The sequence below is a fragment of the Blastococcus brunescens genome (assembly GCF_035320885.1).
In the GTDB taxonomy this organism is placed as follows: Bacteria; Actinomycetota; Actinomycetes; order Mycobacteriales; family Geodermatophilaceae; genus Blastococcus_B; species Blastococcus_B brunescens.
In genome coordinates, this window is record NZ_CP141261.1 from 539,989 (window position 1) to 563,144 (window position 23,156).

The 23,156-nt window shown below is 73.5% G+C and carries 20 protein-coding genes and 5 pseudogenes; 8 read left to right on the forward strand and 17 right to left on the reverse strand.

Annotated elements, in window-relative coordinates:
- Positions 1-819: a helix-turn-helix domain-containing protein gene (locus U6N30_RS03850; protein WP_324276207.1), complete on the reverse strand. Its 819-nt coding sequence runs from the start codon at positions 817-819 to the stop codon at positions 1-3.
- A 241-nt stretch (positions 820-1,060) separates the two neighbouring features.
- Between U6N30_RS03850 and U6N30_RS03855 the strand changes: the two are divergent.
- Positions 1,061-1,911, forward strand: a pseudogene (locus tag U6N30_RS03855) (DUF1028 domain-containing protein).
- Here U6N30_RS03855 and U6N30_RS03860 read toward each other — a convergent pair.
- Together U6N30_RS03860 and U6N30_RS03865 are read right to left on the reverse strand one after the other, a co-directional pair.
- Positions 1,886-2,311, reverse strand: a complete 426-nt coding sequence (locus U6N30_RS03860; protein ID WP_324276208.1) for an MmcQ/YjbR family DNA-binding protein — start codon at positions 2,309-2,311, stop codon at positions 1,886-1,888. The pseudogene U6N30_RS03855 and the gene U6N30_RS03860 sit on opposite strands and share 26 nt — an antisense overlap.
- Before the next feature lies 1 nt (position 2,312).
- Positions 2,313-2,615, reverse strand: a complete 303-nt coding sequence (locus U6N30_RS03865; protein ID WP_324276209.1) for a hypothetical protein — start codon at positions 2,613-2,615, stop codon at positions 2,313-2,315.
- 390 nt (positions 2,616-3,005) lie between these two features.
- On the opposite strand from U6N30_RS03865, the gene U6N30_RS03870 reads away from it, so the two are divergent.
- Both U6N30_RS03870 and U6N30_RS03875 read left to right on the forward strand, forming a co-directional pair.
- Positions 3,006-3,191: a hypothetical protein gene (locus U6N30_RS03870; RefSeq protein WP_324276210.1), complete on the forward strand. Its 186-nt coding sequence runs from the start codon at positions 3,006-3,008 to the stop codon at positions 3,189-3,191.
- Positions 3,188-5,125 carry a putative bifunctional diguanylate cyclase/phosphodiesterase gene (locus tag U6N30_RS03875; protein ID WP_324276211.1) on the forward strand — a complete coding sequence of 646 codons (1,938 nt, stop codon included), beginning with the start codon at positions 3,188-3,190 and terminating at the stop codon, positions 5,123-5,125. The genes U6N30_RS03870 and U6N30_RS03875 overlap by 4 nt, the downstream gene beginning before the upstream one ends.
- A gap of 16 nt (positions 5,126-5,141) precedes the next feature.
- On the opposite strand, the gene U6N30_RS03880 is transcribed toward U6N30_RS03875, so the two are convergent.
- From U6N30_RS03880 to U6N30_RS03900, 5 genes and pseudogenes are all read right to left on the reverse strand, one after another.
- On the reverse strand, positions 5,142-5,510 hold the full coding sequence (locus U6N30_RS03880; RefSeq protein ID WP_324276212.1) for a PaaI family thioesterase: 369 nt from the start codon (positions 5,508-5,510) through the stop codon (positions 5,142-5,144).
- Positions 5,511-5,690: 180 nt separating this feature from the next.
- A complete protein-coding gene (locus U6N30_RS03885; RefSeq protein WP_324276213.1) occupies positions 5,691-7,193 on the reverse strand; it encodes a zinc ribbon domain-containing protein in 1,503 nt (500 codons plus the stop codon).
- Complete coding sequence (locus U6N30_RS03890) at positions 7,087-7,956, reverse strand: 4Fe-4S binding protein (protein WP_324278152.1); 870 nt, start codon at positions 7,954-7,956, stop codon at positions 7,087-7,089. The genes U6N30_RS03885 and U6N30_RS03890 overlap by 107 nt, the downstream gene beginning before the upstream one ends.
- Positions 7,854-10,151: pseudogene (locus tag U6N30_RS03895) on the reverse strand (fumarate reductase/succinate dehydrogenase flavoprotein subunit); the annotation flags it as partial. The pseudogene U6N30_RS03895 and the gene U6N30_RS03890, both read right to left, overlap by 103 nt.
- 12 nt (positions 10,152-10,163) lie before the next feature.
- Positions 10,164-10,826, reverse strand: coding sequence for a succinate dehydrogenase cytochrome b subunit (locus U6N30_RS03900; protein ID WP_324276214.1), 663 nt, complete (start codon positions 10,824-10,826; stop codon positions 10,164-10,166).
- Positions 10,827-11,022: 196 nt separating this feature from the next.
- Here U6N30_RS03900 and U6N30_RS03905 point away from each other — a divergent pair, with 196 nt between their 5' ends.
- Entirely contained in the window at positions 11,023-11,631 is a 609-nt protein-coding gene (locus tag U6N30_RS03905; protein WP_324276215.1) for a sulfite oxidase-like oxidoreductase, read from the forward strand.
- 10 nt (positions 11,632-11,641) lie between these two features.
- Positions 11,642-12,364 carry an FAD-binding oxidoreductase gene (locus tag U6N30_RS03910; protein WP_324276216.1) on the forward strand — a complete coding sequence of 241 codons (723 nt, stop codon included), beginning with the start codon at positions 11,642-11,644 and terminating at the stop codon, positions 12,362-12,364.
- A gap of 81 nt (positions 12,365-12,445) precedes the next feature.
- On the opposite strand, the gene U6N30_RS03915 is transcribed toward U6N30_RS03910, so the two are convergent.
- From U6N30_RS03915 to U6N30_RS03935, 5 genes and pseudogenes are all read right to left on the reverse strand, one after another.
- Positions 12,446-12,814, reverse strand: a complete 369-nt coding sequence (locus tag U6N30_RS03915; RefSeq protein ID WP_324276217.1) for a DUF4872 domain-containing protein — start codon at positions 12,812-12,814, stop codon at positions 12,446-12,448.
- Entirely contained in the window at positions 12,787-13,743 is a 957-nt protein-coding gene (locus U6N30_RS03920; RefSeq protein ID WP_324276218.1) for a BtrH N-terminal domain-containing protein, read from the reverse strand. The genes U6N30_RS03915 and U6N30_RS03920 overlap by 28 nt, the downstream gene beginning before the upstream one ends.
- Positions 13,744-14,242: 499 nt before the next feature.
- Positions 14,243-14,563 carry a hypothetical protein gene (locus U6N30_RS03925; protein WP_479690611.1) on the reverse strand — a complete coding sequence of 107 codons (321 nt, stop codon included), beginning with the start codon at positions 14,561-14,563 and terminating at the stop codon, positions 14,243-14,245.
- A complete protein-coding gene (locus tag U6N30_RS03930; RefSeq protein WP_324276220.1) occupies positions 14,467-15,039 on the reverse strand; it encodes a catalase-related domain-containing protein in 573 nt (190 codons plus the stop codon). Before U6N30_RS03930 ends, U6N30_RS03925 begins: the two co-directional genes overlap by 97 nt.
- Positions 15,040-15,140: 101 nt before the next feature.
- Positions 15,141-16,358, reverse strand: a pseudogene (locus U6N30_RS03935) (catalase); the annotation flags it as partial.
- 171 nt (positions 16,359-16,529) lie between these two features.
- On the opposite strand from U6N30_RS03935, the gene U6N30_RS03940 reads away from it, so the two are divergent.
- The 3 genes and pseudogenes from U6N30_RS03940 to U6N30_RS33190 form a co-directional block, all read left to right on the forward strand.
- Positions 16,530-17,354, forward strand: coding sequence for a formate/nitrite transporter family protein (locus U6N30_RS03940; protein ID WP_324276221.1), 825 nt, complete (start codon positions 16,530-16,532; stop codon positions 17,352-17,354).
- Positions 17,354-17,515, forward strand: coding sequence for a hypothetical protein (locus U6N30_RS03945; protein WP_324276222.1), 162 nt, complete (start codon positions 17,354-17,356; stop codon positions 17,513-17,515). Before U6N30_RS03940 ends, U6N30_RS03945 begins: the two co-directional genes overlap by 1 nt.
- 136 nt (positions 17,516-17,651) lie before the next feature.
- A pseudogene (locus tag U6N30_RS33190) lies at positions 17,652-18,089 on the forward strand (hypothetical protein); the annotation flags it as partial.
- A gap of 1,170 nt (positions 18,090-19,259) precedes the next feature.
- On the opposite strand, the gene U6N30_RS33195 reads toward U6N30_RS33190, so the two are convergent.
- The 4 genes and pseudogenes from U6N30_RS33195 to U6N30_RS03975 all read right to left on the reverse strand — a co-directional run bounded on the left by U6N30_RS33195 (position 19,260) and on the right by U6N30_RS03975 (position 22,749).
- Entirely contained in the window at positions 19,260-19,502 is a 243-nt protein-coding gene (locus tag U6N30_RS33195; RefSeq protein ID WP_422678085.1) for a DUF1990 family protein, read from the reverse strand.
- Complete coding sequence (locus U6N30_RS03960) at positions 19,409-19,804, reverse strand: DUF1990 family protein (RefSeq protein ID WP_324276225.1); 396 nt, start codon at positions 19,802-19,804, stop codon at positions 19,409-19,411. The genes U6N30_RS33195 and U6N30_RS03960 overlap by 94 nt, the downstream gene beginning before the upstream one ends.
- A gap of 37 nt (positions 19,805-19,841) precedes the next feature.
- Positions 19,842-21,870, reverse strand: a pseudogene (locus tag U6N30_RS33200) (putative bifunctional diguanylate cyclase/phosphodiesterase).
- A gap of 159 nt (positions 21,871-22,029) precedes the next feature.
- Positions 22,030-22,749, reverse strand: coding sequence for a hypothetical protein (locus tag U6N30_RS03975; protein WP_324276228.1), 720 nt, complete (start codon positions 22,747-22,749; stop codon positions 22,030-22,032).
- Positions 22,750-23,156: the final 407 nt, after the last annotated feature.

Sequence of the window (23,156 nt, forward strand, 5' to 3'; positions counted from 1 at the left end):
TCACCCGCAGCGCGGCAGGCCGAGCCCGCCGCGGTCGGCCGGGCTGATCCAGGTCTCGGCGAGGTATCCCAGGCTGTCGTCCGGGAGCAGTGACCCGTACCAGCGCGTCGAGGTGAACAGCTCCGGGTTGTGGTCGTCGGCGGGGTCGCCGTCGTTGCCGTTGGTGGTGCGTTCGCCCGTGACCTGGCAGACGACTGCCAGGGTGTCCCCGGTGTCGAAGGTGGCGTCCCCGGGCGCCATGCAGCCCCGTGCCCGGCAGCTGTTCTCCGGCCTCGAGGACAGGTAGGCCGGGCTGTCCTCCCGCATCGCCGCCGGCCCCGCCGTCACCTGGTTCTGGACGGTCACCGTGACGGCGGAGGAGGCCGGTGGCGGCTCCGCCGCGGATCCTTCGTCGTCGGCCATCCGGAAGCCGGTTCCCGCGAGGGCGACGGCCAGCAGGGCGACGGCCCCCGCGAGGACCGCCGTCCGGCGCCTCCGCGGGGACGCGGCGCCGCCGCCCGGGACGACGTCGGGCGCGGGAGCTGCTCCCGACGACGACGGGAGGTGACCCGCGTCGGGTGCCGGCAGCGCGAGCCACCGGGCGTCCCACTCGGCCGCGTCCCCACCCAGCGCCACGACCAGGGCCTGGACCACGTCGCGCGACGGCCGGCCGCGCCCGCTCGCCGCGGCGGACAAGGTCGTGTCGCTGTAACCGGTGCGCCGCTGCAGCTGTGCGTAGGTCGGGCTCCCTGCCTCCGTTCGCAGCCGGCGCAGCGCCCGGGCGAACTCCGCCTCGGGCGAGTGGTCGTCGTCCGGGATGGGTCGTTGCGGTCGCCCCACCGGTCCTCCTGCCGTCCTGGCCGCTGTCCTGCGGCCGCCCCCGTTGTCCGGACTTGATTGTCCCGGAACCCGGGCCGGTTCGGGACAACTCGCGCCCGCCTAGACAGGAACGGGGGAGGCGCGGACCCGTGAGCCCGGTCCGCGCCTCCCGCACGCACCCGCGGGTGTAGCCGCCGACGGCCCGGGGTAGCCCCCGCCGGTGACCTACTCGATCGTCGCCCGAGACCCCGACACCGGTGAGATGGGGGTCGCCACCCAGTCGCAGGCCTTCGCGGTCGGCAACAGCGTGCCGTTCGCGCTGCCCGGCCACGGCGTCATCGCCACCCAGTCGATGGCCGAGCCGATGTACGGGTCGGTCGGCCTGGATCTCCTGCAGGGCGGGTTCACCGCGCAGGAGGTGCTGACCGCGCTGAGCAGCGTCGACCCCCAGCCGGAGCGCCGCCAGGTCGCCGTCCTCGGCGTCAACGGCGACCTGGCGGCCTACACCGGGTCCAGCTGCGTCGAATCCGCAGGGCACCTGGTGGGGGACACCTGCGTGGCGCTGGCCAACATGGCCACCTCGCCCGTGGTCTGGGAGTCGATGGTCGAGCGCTTCGAGAACTCGGCCGGCCCCTCCCGCAGCGCTTGCTCAGCGCCCTGCAGGCCGCGGAGGAGGCCGGTGGCGACTTCCGGGGACGGCGGTCGGCCGCGATCATGGTGATCCGGGCGACGACGACCGGGCGCCCCTGGCACGACACGGTGGTGGACCTGCGGGTGGACGACTCGGCCGACCCGGTGGCCGCGCTCGCGGACCTCCTGGTGACCCGCGCCCGGTACCAGGACGTGGTCCGGGCGTTCCAGCAGGCGATCGACGGGGACCCGGTCACCGCCGACCGCGAGCTCGAACTGCTGCGTCCGATGGACCCGGCGACCGAACCCGACCAGCTCATGTGGCGGGCCGTGGTCGCCGCGCTGGCCGGCCGCGAGGACGCCGCGCGCGAGATGCTGGGCGAGCTGGCCGCCACGGCGCCGCAGTTCCTGGAGGCGGCCCGGCGGTTCGGCAAGGCCGGGCTCATGCCGGCCGACGTCATCGCCCGGATCGTCCCTGTCTGACCGCCGCCGTCCGATCAGCGGGGGACGGGTGCTCGGCCACCAGCCGGCGCGGTGCCCGGCAGGCCCACGCCTCGGCCGCCAGCTCGGTGAGCGACTGCTGGTCGAGCTCGTCGAGGCGGCACAGCACGATCGGATAGCCGTCGAAGTGCGACGTCGTGAAGTAGACCTCCGGCTCGGCGGCCAGCAGGGCCGCCTTCGCCCCGTCGTCGGGGACGTAGGCGGCCACGACCGGTCCGGTCGGTGCTGCGTCGCCCAGTTCGGCGGCGTCCTTCGTGCCCAGCGGGCGCTCCCAGACGAAGCCCTTGGTCCGCACCTGCCACTGGCGCCAGCCGCGCGTGGTGCCCTCCGAGGTCTCGGGCAGCGCGAGGCAGGTGCGGGCCACGTCGTCCCAGTCGGCCATGTCAGGAGTGTGCGCGCGGGACGTGCCCGGCCACCAGCCCCCGGGGAGCGTGGGCCGCCCATGCCTCCTCCACGAGCTCGGTCAGCGCCTCCTCGTCCAGCCGGTCGAGCCGGCACAGCACCGCCGGCCAGCCGTCGACGTGCGACGTCGAGACGTGGACCTCCGGCTCGGCCGCCAGCAGGGCCGCCTCGGCGCCTTCGTCGGTACCGAGGCCACGAGCACCGGCCCGGAGGAGCCCGTCCGCCGAGCTCGTCGAGGTCCTTGCGGTGCAGGGGCGTTCCCGCAGGAACGTCTTCCCGCGCACCTGCCGGTGCCGGCGGCCGCCGGCCGAGACGGCCTCCCTGGTCCCGGGCAGGGCCAGGCACCCGCGACACGTCGTCCCAGGTCGCCACGGGGAGCACGGTACGGACGGCGGCCGGCGGCACAGGGGGTTGCTCCCCCGACCTAGGGGGCGCGGGAATTCACCCGCCCCGGGTGCTGCAGGACCGGCCCGGATCGGCCGATGGACCCCCATGCGCAGGAACCGACCCGTCGACGCCCAGGGCAGGGATGCCCGGGCGCGCGCCGTCGACCGCCCGCTGCGGATCGTGCGCGTCCTGGCCGTCGTCTTCGGGGGACGTGGGCCGCGGCTCTCGCGGCCGGCGCCCTGGGAGCGACCGGTATCGGGGCGCTGCTGGCGTCCTCCGGCAAACTGGTGTTCTTCGTCGGCCTCGTCGCCATGCTCGTCGTCCGGGGCTTCGGTGGGGGAGAGGACCGCGTCGCGTGGTGGCTGCTCGCCGGCGCCGTCGGCTCCTACTTCGCCGGCGCGCTGGCGTTCGAGCTCTACTACCGCTTCCTGCCGGTCGCCCCCGGCCCTCGTGGTCCGACCTGGGCTACATGAGCTTCTACCCGCTGGCGTTCGCCGCGCTCCTGCTGATGCTCCGCAGCCGCGTGCGACGGCTCACCGCCACCACCTGGCTCGATTGCCTGATCACGGGTCTGACCGCTGCGGCGTTCGCCGCCGTCCTCGCCCTCGGCGCCCTGGTCCGCGCGGCCGACGGGAGCGTGGCCGTGGTGGTCGCGAGCGTCGCCTACCCGGTCGCCGACCTGTTCCTGCTCGGCCTGCTCTCCGGCGCGCTCGTCGTCATCGGGCGCGGCGCCGGGGCCGGCTGGTGGTGGCTGGCCGGGGGCGTCGCCCTGTTCGTCGTCACCGACACCGTCTACGCCTACCAGGTCGTCCACGGCATCTACACCGTCGGCGGCCCGCTCGACGTCGCCTGGAGCGGCGCCTTCGTCTGCCTCGGCCTGGCCGCCTGCCAGCCGACGCGCGGCGGCATGACCAGCCGGGTGGAGGGGCGGATGGCGCTCCTCGTCCCGGCCGGATGCACGCTGGCCGCGGTGGGGCTGCTCTTCTGGGGCTACCTGGGCGACGGCGATCCGGTGGCCGGCGGGCTCGCGCTCGCCGCGGTGCTCGCAGCCCTCGCCCGCACCGGGTTCACCTTCCGCGACGTGCGGGCCCTGGCCGACAGCCGGCGCCAGGCCCGCACCGACGAGCTGACCGGGTTGCCGAACCGGCGGTCGGTCTTCGAGGCGCTGGAGGCGGCCGACGAGCGGCTCGCCGCCGGCGCGGCCGTGACCGTCCTGGTCCTCGATCTCGACCGGTTCAAGGAGATCAACGACTCCCTCGGTCACGCCGTGGGCGACGCGCTGCTCCGTCAGGTCGGGCCGCGGCTGCACCGCGAGCTGCGCACCGAGGACTTCCTGGCCCGGCTGGGCGGCGACGAGTTCGTCGTCCTGTGCGCGGACCTCGACGGCGCGGACGCGGTGACCATGGCCACCCGGCTGCGCGCCCAGCTGCAGCAGCCGTTCCGCATCGGTGGGATGAGCCTGACGATCGACGCCAGCGTCGGTGTGGCCGTCGGGCCCGAGCACTCGACCACCGCGGAGGAGCTCCTGCAGCTCGCCGACCTGGCCATGTACTCGGCGAAGGCCGGGCGCAGTGGTGTCGCCGTCTACGACGACGCCCGCGACGGTTCGGGCCGGCACCGCCTGGAAGCCGTCGAGCAGTTGCGCGCCGGCATCACCGGCGGCCAGCTCCTCCTGCACTACCAGCCCAAGCTGGCGCTGGCGACGGGCGAGGTGGACGGCGTCGAGGCGCTCGTGCGCTGGCAGCACCCCACCCGGGGGCTGCTCTTCCCGGACGCGTTCATCGACCTGGCCGAGTCGGCCGGGCTGATGAGCCGGCTCACCACCGCGGTCGTCGACATGGCGCTCGCGCAATGCCGGGCGTGGGCCGACGACGGCTCCCTCCTGACCGTCTCGGTGAACGTCAGCCCGTCCAACCTGGTCGACGAGGAGTTCCCGGACGAGGTGGCCGGAGCCCTGCACCGGCACGGGTTGCCCGCCGCCGCGCTGGTCCTCGAGGTCACCGAGAGCATCCTCATGGAGGACCGGGAGCGCGCCGTCCGGGTGCTGTCCCGGCTGCGGGAGACGGGTGTCGGCGTCTCCATCGACGACTACGGCACCGGCTACTCCAGCCTGGCCTACCTCGCCGCGCTGCCCGTCACCGAGTTGAAGCTGGACCGGGTGTTCGTCGGCGCCATGACCGGGAGCTCCCGCGCCGCCTCCATCGTGACCTCGACGCTGCAGCTGGCCCATGCCCTCGACCTCACCCTCGTCGCCGAGGGTGCGGAGGACCAGGCCACGGTGGACGCGCTGGCCACCCTGGGCTGCGACATCGTGCAGGGATACCACCTCAGCCGCCCGCTCCCTGCGGACCAGCTGTGGTCGTGGCTGCAGGACCGGAAGCCGTCCGAGGTGCCGTTCCCGAGCTGATCAGCCACGCCGCCCCTCAGGTCGACGGGACGGGGAAGACGAGCAGCGAACTGGACGCCGTGGCCACGGTCCGGCCGGCGGCGTCGAGCACCTCGCCCTCGGCGAACGCCACCCGCCGCCCGGGCTTCACCACCCGCCCGATGGCGGTGAGCGGACCGCTGCTCGCGTGCACCGCACGCAGGTAGCTCACCTTCAGCTCGATCGAGGTGTACCCCACCCCGGCGGGCAGGGTGGTGTGCACGGCGCACCCTGCGACCGTGTCGAGCATCGTGCAGACGAGCCCGCCGTGGACGACGCCGATCGGGTTGTAGACCGACTCGTCGAGCGTGCAGGTGAACTCGACCCGGCCTGCCTCGATCGCCGTGATGCCCATCTGCACGAGCATGGCGATGGGGGAGGGGGCAGGACGCCGTCCCGGATGGCCTGCATGGTCTCCAGCCCCGAGCGCTCGAGGGCGCCGGCGGCGGTGATCATCGGGTCGTGCCAGGTGATCTCCCGCGTGCGGGGCTCGCCCCAGGTGGCGGGTGCGGTCTCGGTCGTCAGCTCAGCAGTCATGGGTCTAGGTTCACATACTGAACCCAACAAGGGAAGCCGCCGACCGCACGCTGAACGGGCGGGAACCCCGAGGGATCACCGCCCGTCGGAGGCGTGCCCGGCACGAGGCCCGGGGTCCTGCTGCTAGTGCCGTGTCAGGCATGGTTCGCCCCGTGGAGCGGTGCCTGATCCTCGCGGCGGGTGCCGGCGAGCGACTTCCCGGAACCGGTATCGGTTGCGGGGCGGGCCACGGCGGGCCAGGTGGATCCGTCGTGGCGGCCCGCCGGGTGGGTGGGTGTCGGCCGGCCGGGGGCCGGCTGATCAGTCCGCGGCGCGGATCACGCCGGGACCGGCCGGCACCGGGTAGGTGCCGGCCGGCTCGACGGTGCGTGGTCACCGACGGCATCGGGCCGCCGGTCACGGATCCGCCGGCCGCGCCGCTGCCCGGGTGGGCGGTGGCGCGGGCGGCGATGTTGGCGGCACCGACCAGATCTCGGTGTCCGGTGAACCGGCAGGACCGGCAGCTGAAGACCCGCCCGCGCGGCTTGGCCACCCGGGCGGAACAGGCGGGGCAGGTGGAGGAGGTGCCGCGTTCGTCGACCAGCTCGACGGCGATTCCGGCTCGCTCGGCCTTGTCGGCCAGGGTGCGGATCAGGTCGCCGACGGCCCAGTCGCGGACGGCCTTGTTCTGCCGCCGCCCGGCATCCCGCGCGAGTACGCCGCGGGGTCGCCGACGACCAGGGTGCCGACCCGGTGATGCACCGCCCAGGCCACCACCGTCGTCGCGGCCTCGTGCCGCGCCTGGGCGAGGCGCCTTCGGTGGCGGCCCTGCAGGACGCGGGTGCGCCGGCGGTACTGCTTCCACCGCCGCGACCCGGACTACCCGCGGGTGGGGGCGCGGCGGGCGACCGCGCGAGAACGCGCCTTGCGCTCGGCCAGGTGCAGCCGGTGCTCGGCGCGCAACGCCCGCCCCGACACCAGCAGCCCCGCGCCGGCGCCCCCTGGCCGCCCGGGCCGCCGCGGGGGCGAGGACGGCGTAGGGGTGGATGATGCCGAGGTCGACCCCGGCGACCCGGGCCGGATCCGGGCCCGACCCCGGCGGATACGTGGCGACCGGGATCTCGGCGGTGACGTCCAGGAACAGCCGCCGACCGTCGTTGACGAGGCGCACCGAGCGCACCTGCCCGGCCGGATAGGGCAGCGGGCGGGCCGGCCGCACCCACAGCGGCGGGCGGCCGCGCGCCACCGGCAGCCGCACCCGCCCGTCGGCCACGGTGAAGGTGCCGGCGTAGAAGCGGACCGGGACCAGCGCCCGCCGCCGCCGCGGAAACCGCGCCGCCATATCCCCGGCCCGGCGTCGCCGGGCGGCGCTCATCCACGCATCGGAGTAGGCCCGCAGCACCGAGCGGGCGCCTGTCGTCGACAGTTCACCGAAGGTGCCCGCGCCGGCGGCGGCCAGCTCCCGGCACAGCTCCTGATAGCCGACGATCGGCCGGTCGCCGCGCTGCCGCCGCCAGCGGTTGAGCAGCAGCACCGCCGCCCACACGTCCCCACCGGACCGCAGCAGGCCGAACAGCCGCCGCCGCTGCCCCCGGTGACCCGCAGCGCCACCCGCGCGGTCCGGTACACCACCGGCGGCGCCGACGACTCCTGAATGCGAGGCATGCCCGCACCCTGCACGACACCACCGACACAACGATCACCACGCCAACGAGGCAAACGTTGACGGCCGCGGTGCTAGCTCTTGGGGCGCGCTCCGGCCCGGAGCGCGCCGAGCAGGTCATGGTTGAGGCGGGAGATGGTCTCCATCGAGATGCCCTTGGGACAGGCGTGCGAGCACTCGCCGATGTTGGTGCAGCCACCGAAGCCCTCGCGGTCCTGCTGGGCGACCATGTTGACCACCCGGTCGTCGCGCTCGGGCTGTCCCTGGGGAGCAGGCCGAGGTGGGTGACCTTCGCGGCGGTGAACAGCATCGACGACGCGTTGGGGCAGGCCGCCACGCAGGCGCCGCACCCGATGCAGGTGGCGGCGTCGAACGCGGCGTCGGGTCCTTCTTGGGCACCGGCGTCGCGTGCGCCTCCGGCGCCGTCCCGGTCGGGACGGAGATGTAGCCACCGGCCTGGATGATCCGGTCGAAGGCCCGCCGGTCGACGGCGAGGTCCTTGATCACCGGGAAGGGGCTGGCCCGCCACGGCTCGATGTCGATCTTGTCGCCGTCGTTGAACGACCGCATGTGGAGCTGGCACGTGGTCGTCTGCTGGGGGCCGTGCGCCTCGCCGTTGATCATGACGCCGCACATGCCGCAGATGCCCTCGCGGCAGTCGTGGTCGAAGGCGACCGGGTCCTCGCCCTGCATGATCAGCTGCTCGTTGAGCACGTCGAGCATCTCGAGGAAGGACATGTCGGGGAGATGTCGCTGACCTTGTAGGTCACCATCTTGCCCTTGACCGTCGGGTCCTTCTGCCGCCAGATGCGCAGCGTCAGGTTCATGCCGCGCTTCTGCGCCGGAGCGCCGGCGGACGAGTGCGGGCCGTCCTGGGTGAGGGTCACTTGTAGCTCCGCTGTGCGAGGTGGACGTACTCGTACTCGAGGGCTTCCTGGTGCAGCACGGGGGCTGGCCCTCCGGCGTCCACTCCCAGGCGGCCACGTAGGCGAAGTTCTCGTCGTCGCGCAGTGCCTCGCCCTCGGGGGTCTGGCTCTCGGCACGGAAGTGCCCGCCACAGCTCTCGCGGCGGTGCAGGGCGTCGATGCACATCAGCTCGGCGAGCTCGATGAAGTCGGCCACCCGGCCGGCCAGCTCCAGGGTCTGGTTGAAGGAGTGCCAGTCGCCGGACACCTTCACGTTGGTCCAGAACTCCTGGCGGATCTCCGGGATCCGGTCCAGCGCCTTGCGCAGGCCCTCCTCGGAGCGCTCCATGCCGCAGAGGTCCCACATCAGCTTGCCCAGCTCCCGGTGGAAGGACGCCGGGGTGCGGGTGCCGTTGATGTCGAGCAGCTTCTGCACCTGCTCCTGGACGCCTCGCAGCGCCTCGACGGCGGCCGGGTGCTCGTCGGTGATCTTCTCGAAGGGGGCGTCGGCGAGGTACTCGGTGATGGTGGCCGGCAGGACGAAGTAGCCGTCCGCCAGGCCCTGCATCAGGGCCGAGGCGCCCAGCCGGTTGGCGCCGTGGTCGGAGAAGTTCGCCTCACCGATCACGAACATGCCGGGGATCGAGGACTGCAGGTCGTAGTCGACCCACAGCCCGCCCATCGTGTAGTGCACGGCGGGGTAGATCCGCATCGGGACCGAGTAGGGGTCCTCGCCGGTGATCTGCGCGTACATGTCGAAGAGGTTGCCGTACTTGGCCTCGACCGCCGGGCGGCCCAGCCGCTCGATGGCCTCGGCGAAGTCCAGGTAGACGCCCAGCCCGCCCGGGCCCACGCCGCGGCCCTCGTCGCAGACGTTCTTGGCCTGGCGGGAGGCGATGTCGCGGGGCACCAGGTTGCCGAACGCCGGGTAGATGCGCTCGAGGTAGTAGTCGCGCTGGTCCTCGGGGATCTCCCGCGGGTCGCGGTCGTCGCCGCGCTCCTTGGGCACCCACACACGGCCGTCGTTGCGCAGCGACTCGCTCATCAGCGTCAGCTTGGACTGGTAGTCGCCCTTGACCGGGATGCAGGTCGGGTGGATCTGGGTGTAACAGGGGTTGGCGAAGTACGCGCCCTTCTTGTGCGCCCGCCAGATCGCCGTCGCGTTGGAGCCCATCGCGTTGGTGGAGAGGTAGAAGACGTTCCCGTACCCGCCCGTGGCCAGGACCACGGCGTCGGCGAAGTGCGTGGTGATCTCGCCGGTCACCAGGTCGCGGGCGACGATGCCGCGGGCGCGGCCGTCGACCACGATCAGGTCGAGCATCTCGGTGCGCGCGTGCTGCTCGACGCTGCCGGCCGCGATCTGCCGCTCCAGCGCCTGGTAGGCGCCGTAGAGCAGCTGCTGGCCCGTCTGGCCGCGTGCGTAGAAGGTGCGCGAGACCTGGGTGCCACCGAAGGAGCGGTTGTCGAGCAGGCCGCCGTACTCGCGGGCGAAGGGCACGCCCTGCGCGACGCACTGGTCGATGATGTTGACGCTGACCTCGGCCAGGCGGTGCACGTTGTTCTCGCGCGAGCGGAAGTCGCCGCCCTTGACCGTGTCGTAGAACAGCCGGTGGACGCTGTCGCCGTCGTTGCGGTAGTTCTTGGCGGCGTTGATGCCGCCCTGCGCGGCGACGCTGTGCGCCCGGCGCGGGCTGTCCTGGTACCAGAAGGACGAGACCTTGTAGCCGGCCTCGCCGAGGGTAGCGGCCGCGGCACCGCCGGCCAGGCCGGTGCCGACGACGATGATCGTCATCTTCCGGCGGTTGGCCGGGTTGACCAGTCGGCCGCGGAAGCGGCGCTCGCTCCACCGCTCGCCGATCTCGACGTCGGTCGGGGCCTTGCTGTCGGCGATCGGGTCGCCGGTGGTGAAGAGATCGAGAGGCATCGCTGGAGCTCCTCAGTCGATGATGTTGAAGAGGACGGAGAACGGCACCAGCAGGAAGCCGAGGGTCAGGACGGTCGAGAACCCGAGGGCGAACAGGCTGACCGTCTTCTCGCGCCGCCGGTTGCTCTGGCCCAGGGTCTGCGTGGCGCTCCAGATGCCGTGTCGCAGGTGCATGCCCAGCAGGATGACCGCGATCGCGTAGAACGCCGTGACGAAGGGGTTGGAGAAGCTGGCGACCAGTCGGTCGTAGGGCGTGCTGTCGAAGCCCTCGGCGTTCACCGTGCCGGTGGTGAGGTCGAGGATGTGGTAGATGATGAAGGCCAGCACGATGACCCCGCCCCAGCGCATGGTGCGTGAGGCGTAGCTCTGCGCCACCGACTTCTTCGTCACGTAGCTCTCGGGGCGGGCCCGCTTGGCCTGTCGCCACAGCGAGACGGCGGCCCAGAAGTGGGCGACCACGGCGACCAGCAGGACGATGCGGATCGTCCAGAGCGCGGTCTGGCCCGGAACCGCGGGGTTGCCGACCGTGCGGATCCACCCGGAGTAGGAGTTGAAGGCGTCTGCCCCGGAGAAGGCCTTCAGGTTCCCGACCACGTGCGCGATCAGGTACAGCACCATGATGATGCCGCTCACGGCCATGACGGCCTTCTTGAAGACCGAGTTCGTCTTCGCCACCTTCGGGGTCCGGCGTCCCGCGTGCGTCACTGTCACCACAGGCACAAAGCTAGGTGCCGCAGCACTTTGCGGCCAGGTAAACACGAGGTGACTCAGCTCATGTAAGGCTGCCCTCACCGCAGCTCAGGCCCTAGGGTCGGGCGTTGCGCGGTCGGGGGTCGAGGTGCCGCGCCGTCCGGATGGGGAGGACCACAGCGTGCCCGGACCTACCAGAGGTTTCCTCGGCCGCCGCCGCGAGCGCGACCCGCGGCTGCCGCCGGGGCAGTACGACGTCGGCGGCGACTGGCCGGTGCTGACCGCCGAGGCGACGCCGCGCATCAGCCCCGAGACGTGGAGCATCACCGTCGACGGCAAGGTCGAGTCCCCGACCACCTGGTCCTGGGACGAGGCGCACCGGCTGCCGTCGTCGGAGTACCGCGGCGACATCCACTGCGTCACCACGTGGTCGAAGTTCGACACGCAGTTCGCCGGCGTCAGCGTGGACACCCTGCTGGAGGCCGCGCGGCCGACGCCCGAGGCGCACTTCGTGATGGCGACGTCGAAGACCGGCTACACGACCAACCTGCCCCTCGAGCACGTGACCGGCGGCAAGGCGTGGGTGGTCTGGGAGTTCGACGGCAAGCCGCTGCCCATCGAGCACGGTGGCCCGGTCCGGCTGCTGGTCCCGCACCTGTACTTCTGGAAGAGCGCCAAGTGGATCAGCAAGCTGACCCTCCTCGCCCGCGACCAGCAGGGGTTCTGGGAGCAGAACGGCTACCACGACCTCGGTGACCCCTGGCGCCAGCAGCGCTACCAGGGTGACTGACGACGGGGCCGTGCTCGGCGCGGGACGTCCGCCGGCGCCGGCGGGTGGCTGGCGGACGGCGGCCGTCGCGGGCGTCCGCCGCCCCATCCGGCGGTCGGTCGAGCTGCGCCTGGACGTCCACGACCGGATCGACCACATGCCCGGCCAGCACTACGTCGTGCGGCTGACCGCGGAGGACGGGTACACCGCGCAGCGCTCGTACTCGGTGGCCTCGGCGCCCGGTGACCCGCTGGTCGAGCTGTTCGTCGAGCGGCTGGACGACGGCGAGGTGTCCACCTACCTGGCCGACGTCGTCGAGCCCGGCGACGAGCTGGAGCTCCGGGGACCGATCGGTGGCTGGTTCGTCTGGGACGGCGAGACCCCCGCGCTGCTGGTGGCCGGCGGCTTCGGCGTCGTCCCCTTCGTCGCGATGGTCCGGCACGCCCGGGACCTCGGCCGGCTGGACCTGCTGCGCGTCGCCGTGTCCAGCCGCACCCTGGCCGAGCTGCCCTACGCCGAGGAGCTCACGGACGCCGGCGCGCTGATCGTCCTCACCCGGGAGGCGCGCGGCATCCGTCCGGCCGGGCGGCTGACCGCTCCGGATCTCGTGCCGCTCTGGGAACCCGGCCAGACCGCCTACGTGTGCGGCTCGGCGTCGTTCGCCGAGGCGGCGAGCCAGCTGCTGGTCGGCATGGGGTTCCCGGCCGCCGACGTCCGCGTGGAGCGCTTCGGCCCCAGCGGGGCGCCTGCCTGATGGCCGTCGCGCGTACCGGTGGACCGGGGAGCCCGGAACGGGTCCGGTCGTGGGCTCCTCCGGTCCACCCCGTCGACGGTCCTACGCGCCGGCGGCAGCCTGGAGCGCTGCGCACGCCTCGCGCTCCAGCGGGACCACCTCGGCGGCAAGCCCGGCCAGCGAGTCCAGGACGACCAGCCGGTCCGGCTCGGCGAGGTCGAGTCCGGCGGTGAGTGCCTCGGCCTCCTCGGCCAGCGGTCGCAGCCGGTCGGCACCGGCCCCGCCCAGGAGGAGCTCGAGACGGCGCTCCACCAGCCCGCGGTAGGGGGCGAGGTGGCCGGCGACAGCGGTCTCGGCCAGCTGCGCCCAGAGGTCCCCGGCCCGGGAGTAGAGCTGTGCTGCCTGGCCGAGTGCGGGCTCGCCGAGCAGCCGGGCTGCCTGGGTCAGGTAGTCGGCGTAGAGCGGCCGCATCGCGCCGGGGAGGAGTGGTCGAAGGTCAGGCAGTCGTGCAGCCGTCGCATGGCGTGCCCGAACGCCGGGCCGCTGTCGAACAGCTGCGCCCAGCCGGTCCTCGTGCGTCGGTCGGCGAGCGCGTCGGCCCACCGCGTGAGCCCGCGCAGCCCGAAGTTGCCCGCGAAGTTGCCCGGCATCACGTCCTCCGTCAGGTCGTGCACGGTCACGGCGATCGAGGCGCGCACGGCCCGGGTCAGGTCGACCGGTGCTCCGGCCGACTCGACGACGACCATCCGGTGCCTGCTCGCGCGGTGCGCCGCGCGAGCGGAGGCGAGCACGTCGACGGGTACCCCGATCGGTGCCAGCGCGTCGTCGTCGAGCAGCGCGACGTCCCCGTGCCGGCCGGCGACCACGACGTCGTAGGGGTCGCTGCCCGTGATGCTGTCTGCCCAGACCTGGTGGCCCAGCCCCGCCCGGTCGACGGTGACCAGTGCCGGGCGGCCGGCCCCGAGGGCGGCATCGAGACCGCGGGCGGCCTTCGCCGCGCTCGTCGTCTCGCTGACCTGGTGCCGGATGCCGGTGCGCTCGAGGGCGCCGATGAGGAAGGGCCGCGGGTGGATCCGCGGCACGATCGTCATCGTCGGCACGTGCCCGGCGTAGGAGAACGAGAAGTACATGAAGCCGATCCCACCGGCCAGGCCCGCCGTCATCGGCTCGTCGAGCGGTTCGCCGTCGTGGGCGGCGGTGACGCCGACGGCCTCGAGGAGATGGGTGAGCAGGGCGCTGTCGTGGGACCGGCCGCCACCGAAGTGGCGGTAACCAGGGACCAGGCCGGGGTCGGTCGCTGCCGGCGACCCGGTCAGGTGCCGGTGGGCGGTCGTGTAGCGCTCGCCGGTGCGGGCCATCCGGGCGCGGACGGCGGACTTGAGGTGCTTGTGGCTGGTCACGGGAACTCCTTCGGCGGCCGCGGGCCCCGACCCCACGCGTCCCGGGCCCGGCCGCGACGAAGAAGAGGTGCCGACCGGAGCTCCCCGAGGACCTGATCCCCTCTGCCCTCGCACGGCCGGTGGCGTGGGCAACCGGTCAGAGGGTGCGGCGTGGGGTTCGCCGGCCCGGACGCTACCGCAGTCAGGTCAGATCCAGCCGTGCCGCCGGGCCTCGACGACCTCGACGGCGGGCACGTCGCCGGTCGGAGCGGGTCGGCCTGCGGGCTCGATGCGCGTCGACGCCGGTCCGTGGCCTCCTCGGTGCGCCCGCCGGTCGCCGTCGGGCCGGTCATCCCGGACGCACCTCCGACGGTGCCGCCCAGACAGCGCCGCGTCAGGTGCCGTCGTGCACGACCTGGGCGGCCGCCGTCACGACCGACCCATGACGGACGTCACGGACCGGCGGGATGACGGAGGGGCGGGACGGCAGCTGCCGTCCCGCCCCTCGGTCGTCGTGCGGTCAGACCGTCGGCGGCACCATCGAGGCGCTCACCAGCGGCGTGCGGTCCCACGCGCGGTGCATGCCCAGCGCGGCCACGGTGGCCGCGGCCAGCTTCGCGTTGGCCTTCTTCCCGGTGAGGACCCCGGGCGCCCCCGTGTCGATCCCCGCCGCCTTCAGCACCTCGACGCCGTCGCCCCAGGCTCCGACGGCCTTCAGGTGGCGGAAGGCCTCCTGCAGCATGATCAGCGCGCGGAAGTCCCCGTCCTTGGGTGCGCCGTCGGCGACCACGATCGCGTCGAACTCGATCGACCGGCCGGTGGCGAAGGTGCGCTCCACGATCTCGGCGTTCTTGCCCTTGCCGAGCTGCCCACCGTGCGGGGCGATGACACGGAGCAGCGCCCCTCGGCCTCCAGCGCCGTGCGCAGGGTGGCGATGCCGGTGAGATCGGCGTCGGGCCCGGCGACCACGCCGACGATCCGGCCGTCGATCGGGAACGGCGTCGGCCTGATCTGCCGCAGGGCGGGGGACTCCATGCCCGGCTTCTCGGCCTTGATCTTCTTCGGCACCGGCAGCCCGAGGCCGGCGGCGACCTGTGCGCAGAGCTTCGCGTCGATGCGGGCCAGCACCGACAGCCCGCGCTCCTTGATCGACTGCTCGTAGCACTTGCCGAGCTCGAAGGTGTACGCGTCGGCCACGTGCTGCTGCTCGACGCTGGTGAGGCTGGCGTAGAACAGCGCCGGCTGGGAGAAGTGGTCGTCGAAGGACGCCGGCGCCGTGCGGCCGACCGCGCCCTCGACGTGCCGCGGGACGTGCACGTAACCCCCTCGGCCCAGTCCGACGGGAAAGGGACGCCGTCGTCGACGCTGTTGGGCGTGTACGGCGCCTGCCCGGTGTGCACCGCCTGCTGATGGAAGCCGTCCCGGGTGTTGTCGTTCACCGGGGCGTGCGGCCGGTTGATCGGGATCTGGGTGAAGTTCGGTCCACCGAGCCGGGTGAGCTGGGTGTCGAGGTAGGAGAAGTTCCGGCCCTGCAGCAGCGGGTCGTTGGTGCCCTCGATGCCCGGTACCAGGTGCCCGGTGTGGAAGGCGACCTGCTCGGTCTCGGCGAAGAAGTTGGTCGGGTTGCCGTTCAGCACGAGCGTGCCGATCGGCTGCACCGGCGCCAGCTCCTCCGGAACGATCTTGGTGGGATCGAGCAGGTCGATGCCCTCGAACGTCTCCTCCGGGGTGTCGGGGAAGACCTGGATGCCGAGCTCCCACTCGGGGAAGGCGCCGTTCTCGATGGCGTCGTAGAGGTCGCGGCGGTGGAAGTCGGGGTCGACGCCGGCCGCGATCTGCGACTCTTCCCAGGTGAGGGAGTGCACGCCCGCCTTCGGCTTCCAGTGGAACTTGACCAGGACGGTCTCCCGCTTCTCGTTCACCAGCCGGAAGGTGTGGACGCCGAAGCCCTCCATCGTCCGGTAGCTGCGCGGGATCCCGCGGTCGCTCATGTTCCAGAGCGTGTGGTGCGTGGCCTCGGTGTGCAGGGTGACGAAGTCCCAGAAGGTGTCGTGCGCCGACTGGGCCTGCGGGATCTCGCGATCCGGGTGCGGCTTGCCCGCGTGGATGATGTCGGGGAACTTGATCGCGTCCTGGATGAAGAAGACCGGGATGTTGTTGCCGACGAGGTCCCAGGTGCCTTCCTTCGTGTAGAACTTCGTCGCGAAGCCGCGGGTGTCGCGCACCGTGTCGGCCGAGCCGCGCGAACCGAGCACGGTCGAGAAGCGGACGAAGACCGGCGTCTGCAGGCCCTTCTCGGCGAGGACGGCGGCCCGGGTGACGCTAGCCGCGGCGCCGTTGGCGGTGAAGATCCCGTGCGCGCCGGCGCCCCGGGCGTGGACCACGCGCTCCGGGATCCGCTCGTGGTCGAAGTGCATGATCTTCTCGCGCAGGTGGAAGTCCTCGAGGAGGACGGGCCCGCGCGGCCCCGCCTTGAGCGAGTGGTCGCTGTCGGGGATGCGCACGCCGTTCGGCGTGGTCAGCTTGTCGCCGGCCTGCGCCCGCGGGTCCGGGCCCTCCTTGGGGCCGTCGTAGCCGACGCCCGTAGGGCTGACGGTCCTCGGAGCGGACTGATCGGGCTGGCGTGCGGGAGGCATGAGGGCTCCTGGGTGCTTCAGAGTCGTTCGGGCCCCTGACGGCTACCCGGTGTCGTTGCGCGGGCAAACGATCCGTCCCGGTGGGTGGAAACGCCGGGCCGGGGGTAGGCGGGGCACGGACGAGCGGCGCTTCCTCCGGCCCGGACGTCCGACCGCCGAGAAGGAGGAAGCGTGGACGAGCAGGACCAGAAGCGTGCCGAGCTGGGCGAGACCGACGCGCCGGCGGAGGACGAGATCGCCGAGGCGTTCGAGAAGATCGTCAGCGAGGGCGCGCAGCGCCTGCACCGCCGGTGGCGCGAGGTCCTGGCCACGGGTCTGGCCGGCGGGCTGGAGATCGCCGTCGGCGTCCTCGCTCTGCTGGCGGTCCTGGAAGCCACGGGCAGCGAGCTGCTCGCCGGCCTCGCGTTCAGCGTCGGGTTCATCGCGCTCATGCTCGGGCGCAGCGAGCTGTTCACCGAGGGCTTCCTCATCCCGGTCACCGCGGTGTTCGCCGGCCGGGCGAGCGTCGCGCAGCTGGCCAAGCTGTGGGCCGGGACGCTGGTCGCCAACCTGATCGGCGGGTGGGCGGTGATGTGGGTGGTCGTCCACGCCTTCCCCGAGCTGACGAACACGGCCGTCGAGTCCGCGACCCATTTCGTCGAGGCTCCGCTGGACCTGCAGTCGGTCTGCCTGGCCTTCCTGGCGGGCAGCGTCATCACCCTGATGACCCGCATGCAGCACGGCGCCCACTCGGAGACCGGGAAGATCGTCGCCTCCGTCATCGGTGGGTTCCTGCTCGCCGGGCTGGTGCTGTTCCACTCGATCCTGGACTCGCTGCTGATCTTCGGCGCCCTGCACGCCGGCGCCCCGTTCGGTTACGGCGACTGGCTGGCCTGGTTCTGGTACACGACCGTGCTCAACATGGCCGGCGGGCTGCTCGTCGTCACCATGATCCGGCTGGTCCGGAGCAAGGAGCTGATCGAGCAGGAGCGCCGCGAGGCCGACGCCGACGACTGATGCGCGCCTGGCCGCTGTCGCCCGTGACGGTCGGCATGCTGGCCGGTGTGATCGGACTCGACGGTCTGGCGAAGGTCTACCGGGACCGCGTCGCCGTCGACGACCTCACCGGGCGGTGGGCGACGTCGCCTTCGCGGCCGGCGCGCGGGTGCACGAGCTGAGCCGGGTGACCGCGTCGCTGGAGGCGGCCTACCTCGCCCTCACGGGGGACGACGTCGAGTACCGGGCGGTCCTGCGATGCGCCGCGACGTGCCCTTCGTGGCCTTGCTGCGCAGCGAGTGGACGAAGCTGCGGTCGGTGCGTGCCACCTGGTGGTGCTCCGGGCTCTACCTGCTCGCCGTCGGAGGGGCCGGGTGGCTGGCCGCCGCGAGCACCGCCTCCGCGGCCCGCGCCGACATCGCCGTCCAGGCGGCCCTCACCGGCTTCGGGTTCGGGCAGCTGGTGCTCGTGGTGCTCGGCGTCCTGGCGGTGACCACGGAGTTCGCCTCGGGCATGGTGCTGGTGATCCTGGCCGCCGCGCCCCGGCGCACCCGCCTCCTCGCCGCGAAGACCGTCGTCGTGACGGGCTGGTGCCTGGCGCTCAGCGCGGTGCTGGCGGGGGTGTGCGCGCTCGCCGCGCGGACGCTGACGGCGGTGCCCGGCGGTGTGCAGCCGAATGACCCCGCCGTCCTGCGGGTGCTGGGGCTGCAGGGTGGCGCGGCCGGGCTGGTCGCCGTCCTCTCGGTCGGACTGGGCGCGGTGCTGCGCTCGACGGCCGGCGCGGTCGGCACGGGCATGGCTCTGGTGTTCGTCCTGCCGCCGGTGTTCTCCCTGGCGGGGGCGATCTCTTCTTCCGGGTCGCAGGGCCTGCCGGCGCTGCGGGTGGGGGCCGACGCCTTCCTCGCCGACTCGGCGCCGTGGCCGGTCGGCATGGGCATCCTCTGCGCCTGGGCGGCCGGTGCGTGGGCGGCCGGGGCCGCCCTGCTGGAGCGCCGGGACGTCCAGCCGGGGCTCACGGCACCGCCGTCCCCGTGTCGGCGGGGTCGCTGGTCGCCGGGGGCGTGCTCGTGGTCGGGGGTGTGCTGGTGGTCGGGGGTGTGCTGGTGGTCGGGGGTGTGCTGGTGGTCGGGGGTGTGCTGGTGGTCGGGGGTGTGCTGGTGGTCGGGGGTGTGCTGGTGGCGGGGGTGTGCTCGTGGCGGGCGCGCTGCTGGTGGCCGGCGTGCTGCTGGTCGCCGGCGTGGTCGCCGGCGCCGCGCTCGCGCTCGAGGCAGCGGTCGTGGCAGGAGCCGTCGTCGCGGCGGCCGCCTGTGCCGACGCCGTCGTCCTCGCCGGCGTGCGCGCCGGTGTCGGGCGGGCCGTCGTCGTCCGCGCCCGCGCGCTGGCCACGGCCGGGCGGACGACGGTGTCCGTCGACGGGGCGGCCGTCGACGGGGCGGCCGCCGGCGGAGGCGCCGTCGGCTGGACGCCCGGCCCGGCCATGACCGGGCCCGCGAGCCACTCGCCCGGATCGGTGTGCGGCCGTTCGCTCGAGCCGGTGGCGGCCGCCACCGGCGGGTCGCCGGCCGGCTGGGCGTCGGACGCCGCGCCGGAGGTCGTCGTCGCGGGCACCACCATCAGCGCGATCCAGGCGGTCGCGGCCGCGACGGCGAGGACGACGAGGGCATCCAGGGGCTTGCGCCATCCCGGCAGCGCCAGCCACTGGGCGCCGACCGACTCACTCCGGCGCGCGCGCCGGGTGCCCCGGTCCGCAGGCTTCTCTGCCACGGGTTCCTCCCGAAGATGCGTGCTGACGGCCTCCTCGCCGGCACACCTTCGCCACCCGGGTCGCCCATGGGGCCGCCCCGCGCGGCGGGCGAACGGGCGCGTCCGCCCTCGGCGCGTTGCCACGCACCGGAGCGGCGGACGTGCGCGGTGTCGCGCAGGCGGTCAGCCGCCCGCGGCCCGCCGGATCGCCGTCACGTACCGGTCCGTCGCCAGCCGCTGGGCGAGCAGGCTGACCGGTCCACCCAGCCTGGCCAGGGGAGAGGCGAGGCGGAAGAACGCCCGGATCTCGTAGACGACCTCCCCGCCGGGGGTCAGCCGGACGAGGAAGCACTCCTCGCCGCTCTCGGGGTGGCCGGGCAGGGTGCCGTAGGCGAAGCCGCGCTCGGCGCCCCGGTCTTGGCCCACACGACCCGGCAGGGGATGTCGTAGCCGAGCCGGGGCAGACCCGCGGTGAGCACGACGACGGTGCCGGGGGCGGTGCTCGGGCCGCTGGCGCGCACCCGCAGCCCGACGGCACGCTGCGCCTGCCAGTCGAAGACCGCCGTGGCGGCCCGTTCGAAGGCCGTCCGTCCCGAGCCGACGACGACACTGCGGCGGGCGCTCCGGAAGCCCTCCGGTACCGCCCCGGAGCAGGCGGTGCCCACCGCGTCGTAGGTCAGCGGTGCGTCGAGCAGGTCGGCAGGGCGGGTGCTCCGGAGCAGGGCCATCAGGAGGCCCCGTGCATCCGGACGACGCTCACGTCGATCAGTGTGTCCCGGGGACAGGCGCTGATACCGACCGGGTCTCGGGCTCCCGGATCGACGAGGACGCCAACCGCCGCTCGATCTCCGCCACCGCGGCCGGGACGGTCCCGGCGGGTCCCGGACGCGCCAACCAGTAGCCCTGTGCCTCGTCGCAACCGAGCGCAGCCAGCTCCGCCCAGGATGCTCGGGTCTCGACGCCCTCCGCGACCACCCGGAGCCCGAGGCTGTGCGCCAGTTCGATGGTGCTGCGCACGATGACGCCGTCGCTGGAGTCCAGCTCCATGGCCTGCACGAAGGACCTGTCGATCTTCAGCGTCCCCACGGGCAGCCGGGTCAGGTAGGCGAGCGAGGCGTGCCCGGTGCCGTAGTCGTCGACGGACAGGTGCACGCCCAGCCCGCGCAGGCGGTGGAGCACTTCGAGCGCGCGGCCGGGGTCCTTCATCGCCGCGCTCTCGGTGATCTCGAGCTCGAGGCACGAGCTCGGCAGGGCATGGGTGCGCAGTGAGTCGGCGACCCGCTCGGGCAGCGTGGGGTCGAGCAGGCTGCGGGCGCAGAGGTTCACGGCGACGGTGAGGTCCAGGCCCTGCTGCCGCCAGGCCGCGCAGTCCTGGAGCGCGCGGTCGAGCACGGCGTCGGTGAGGGGCGGATGAGCCCGGTCTGCTCGGCGACCGGGATGAAGACGGCGGGGGCACCATGCCGCGCTCGGGGTGCTCCCAGCGGACCAGTGCCTCCACCCCGACGACGCGCCCGTCCCCGATCCGGACCTTCGGCTGGTAGTGGACCGCGAGGTCGCCGTCCCGGATGGCCCGCCGGAGGTCACCGAAGAAGGCGAGCTGCTCGGGCGCTCCGGCGTCCAGCGCCGGGCTGTAGGTGACCACCCCCAGGTGGTCGGCCTTCGCGACGTACATCGCCACGTCGGCGTGCCTGAGCAGGTCGGCGGCCGAGCCGGGGCCGGACGCCACCCCGCAGCTACCGTCGATCTCGAGCAGGAACCCGTCGACGGCGAAGGGGCGACGGACGCACTGGAGGGCGCGTCCGGCCACCTGCTCCGCCTCATGCGTCCCGGCACCGGGAAGGAGGACGACGAACTCGTCCCCGCCCAGCCTTGCGAGGACGGCGTCGCTGCGGAGCTCGTCGACGAGGCGCGCGGACACCGCGGTGAGCAGCGCGTCCCCGACGTGGTGCCCCAGCGTGTCGTTGACCTCCTTGAAGCGGTCGAGGTCGATCAGCGCGACAGCGAGCTGTCCTCCTTCGGCCACCGCGGCGTCGATCTCCTCCACGAGAGCCGACCGGTTGAGCAGCCCGGTCAGGGCGTCGTGCCGGACGCGGTGGCGGAGCTCCGCCTCGGCCAGCCGCCGGGAATCGACCTCCGCCTTGAGCTCGTCGGACCGCCGCTTGCCGAAGACCATCATCAGCACGTGCGAGAAGGCGAGGACGAGGACGACGTCGTCGACAGGGCCGCTGAGCATCTGCGGCAGGTCCCAGGCCACGCTGGCCGCGCCGAAGAGCCCGGTCAGCAGGAGGACGACGGCGGCCTCGCGGAGCACTCGTGCCCGCAGGGCGGCGACGCCGTCCGTCCGCTCTCGCTGCACCACCCTCACCCCCGATTGTCCTCCGATCGTCATCGGACAGCCGCGCCCCCACTTGAGATCGAACCGGACGGCCTCCCCGGAGGAGTGCGCCGGCCACGAGGAGAAGGGGACGTCGCCGACGCGGTGGCCGGTCGCCGGTCGCCGGAGCACGGCGAGGTGCCAACCAGCGACAGCGCAGCACTGCGCTGATTCCCCATGGGGGCTGTGGCGCCGAGTCCCGGCCTTGACCGGCGTTGTCGCCGGTCGGCCGCGACGAGCGACCCGAAGATCACGGTCACGGGCCCCACGCGCGACGAGCGCCGGCCGGAGGTTCCCGATCGCGGCTCCCGCCCATGTGCTGCAAGCGAGCCCGGCCTCGCCGGGCCGGCCCACTTCCTCATCCGGGACTCCGTGACCGGGCCAGCGGTGGCAATCAGTGCAACGAGACCCCGCACCCATCCACGACGCGACTCCCAGAGCCGAACTCGACTCCACCCACCGGACCAGCCGCAACCCGAGACCACCCAGCGCGATCAACACCGGAGGTGCCTGACATGAGTCGAGGCGGGCACCGCCACGACACCAGGGCCGGTACGGCGCCGGACCCTGGTGTCACCGTCAGGGAGCGGTCGGCTCGACGAGTGGTGCCTCGGTGGACGGCGAATCGGTGGACGGCGGTTCGGTGGACGGCGGTGGTTCGGTCGGTGGCGGCTCGCTGGGTGGCGGCTCGCTGGGTGGCGGCTCGCTGGGTGGTGGCTCGCTGGGTGGTGGCTCGCTGGGTGGTGGCTCGCTGGGTGGTGGCTCGGTGGGCGGTGGTGGATCGGTGGGCGGTGGCGGCTCGGTGGGCGGTGGCGGCTCGGTGGGCGGTGGCGGCTCGGTGGGCGGTGGCGGCTCGGTGGGCGGTGGCGGCTCGGTGGGCGGTGGCGGCTCGGTGGGCGGTGGCGGCTCGCTGGGTGGCGGTTCGCTGGGTGGCGGTTCGCTGGGTGGCGGCTGTCCGGCGGGGGTGGCTCGGTGGGCGCCGGCTGTCCGGCGGACGGCGGCCCAGCGGGTGGCGGCGGTGCGGATGCGGCCGGTGCTGACGTCGCCGGTCCCGAAGCGGTCGGCGCTGCGGACGCGGGCGCCCCGCGGGCGCCCACTGCCGATGAGACGCCAGCCGCCCTGCTCGCGGCCCGGACAGGCGGGTCCCTGCGAGCCGCCGATCCCGATCCCAGGGGGACACGCGCTCCGGTCGCCGCCGTTCCGGCGAACACCTCGGCCGAGCCCCCGCGGAGCCCCCGGCAGACGCCCCGGCAGGGGCGCCGCCGCGCTCCGGAAGGCGGCGCGGATCGTCTGGTGCATCCGACCTGCCTGCCCCGATGAACGCGTCGGGGCGGACGGAGCTCGGAGAGCCCCCACCTGTCGTCGCGTAGATCACCAGCGCGGCCACTCCCGCCGCGCAGAGCAGGACGAGGACGAAGACTGCATCAGCGGGCCGCCGGCCCGCCCAGCCCGACGGGAACGTCTGAGTCGGTCGACTTCTCTGGCGCACGGGCTTCTCCGGACATGGGCGCTCGGGTCTGGCGGCACAGCATCCAGTCCTCGGGGCGCCGGACGGGTGGCCGGCGTCTTCGCGCCCGGCTCGGTGGAGGGGCGTACGGCGGTTTGCCACCCAGCGAGGCCTGCAGAGTTCGGTGCGTTGCGAAACGGCCCTGATCGTTCCGCAGGTGGCCGGAATGTCGGTCGACATCTCGGCCCCCGCGCGCCCT

Bases quoted from the DNA above. Each gene is read 5' to 3' on its own strand.
- U6N30_RS03860 (WP_324276208.1), bottom strand. From the start codon at position 2,311: ATGGCCGACTGGGACGACGTGGCCCGCACCTGCCTCGCGCTGCCCGAG.
- U6N30_RS03875 (WP_324276211.1), top strand. From the start codon at position 3,188: ATGAGCTTCTACCCGCTGGCGTTCGCCGCGCTCCTGCTGATGCTCCGC.
- U6N30_RS03880 (WP_324276212.1), bottom strand. From the start codon at position 5,510: ATGCTCGTGCAGATGGGCATCACGGCGATCGAGGCAGGCCGGGTCGAG.
- U6N30_RS03915 (WP_324276217.1), bottom strand. From the start codon at position 12,814: ATGCGGCCGCTCTACGCCGACTACCTGACCCAGGCAGCCCGGCTGCTC.
- U6N30_RS03945 (WP_324276222.1), top strand. From the start codon at position 17,354: ATGCGCGCCTGGCCGCTGTCGCCCGTGACGGTCGGCATGCTGGCCGGT.
- U6N30_RS03960 (WP_324276225.1), bottom strand. From the start codon at position 19,804: ATGGCCCTGCTCCGGAGCACCCGCCCTGCCGACCTGCTCGACGCACCG.
- U6N30_RS03975 (WP_324276228.1), bottom strand. From the start codon at position 22,749: ATGCACCAGACGATCCGCGCCGCCTTCCGGAGCGCGGCGGCGCCCCTG.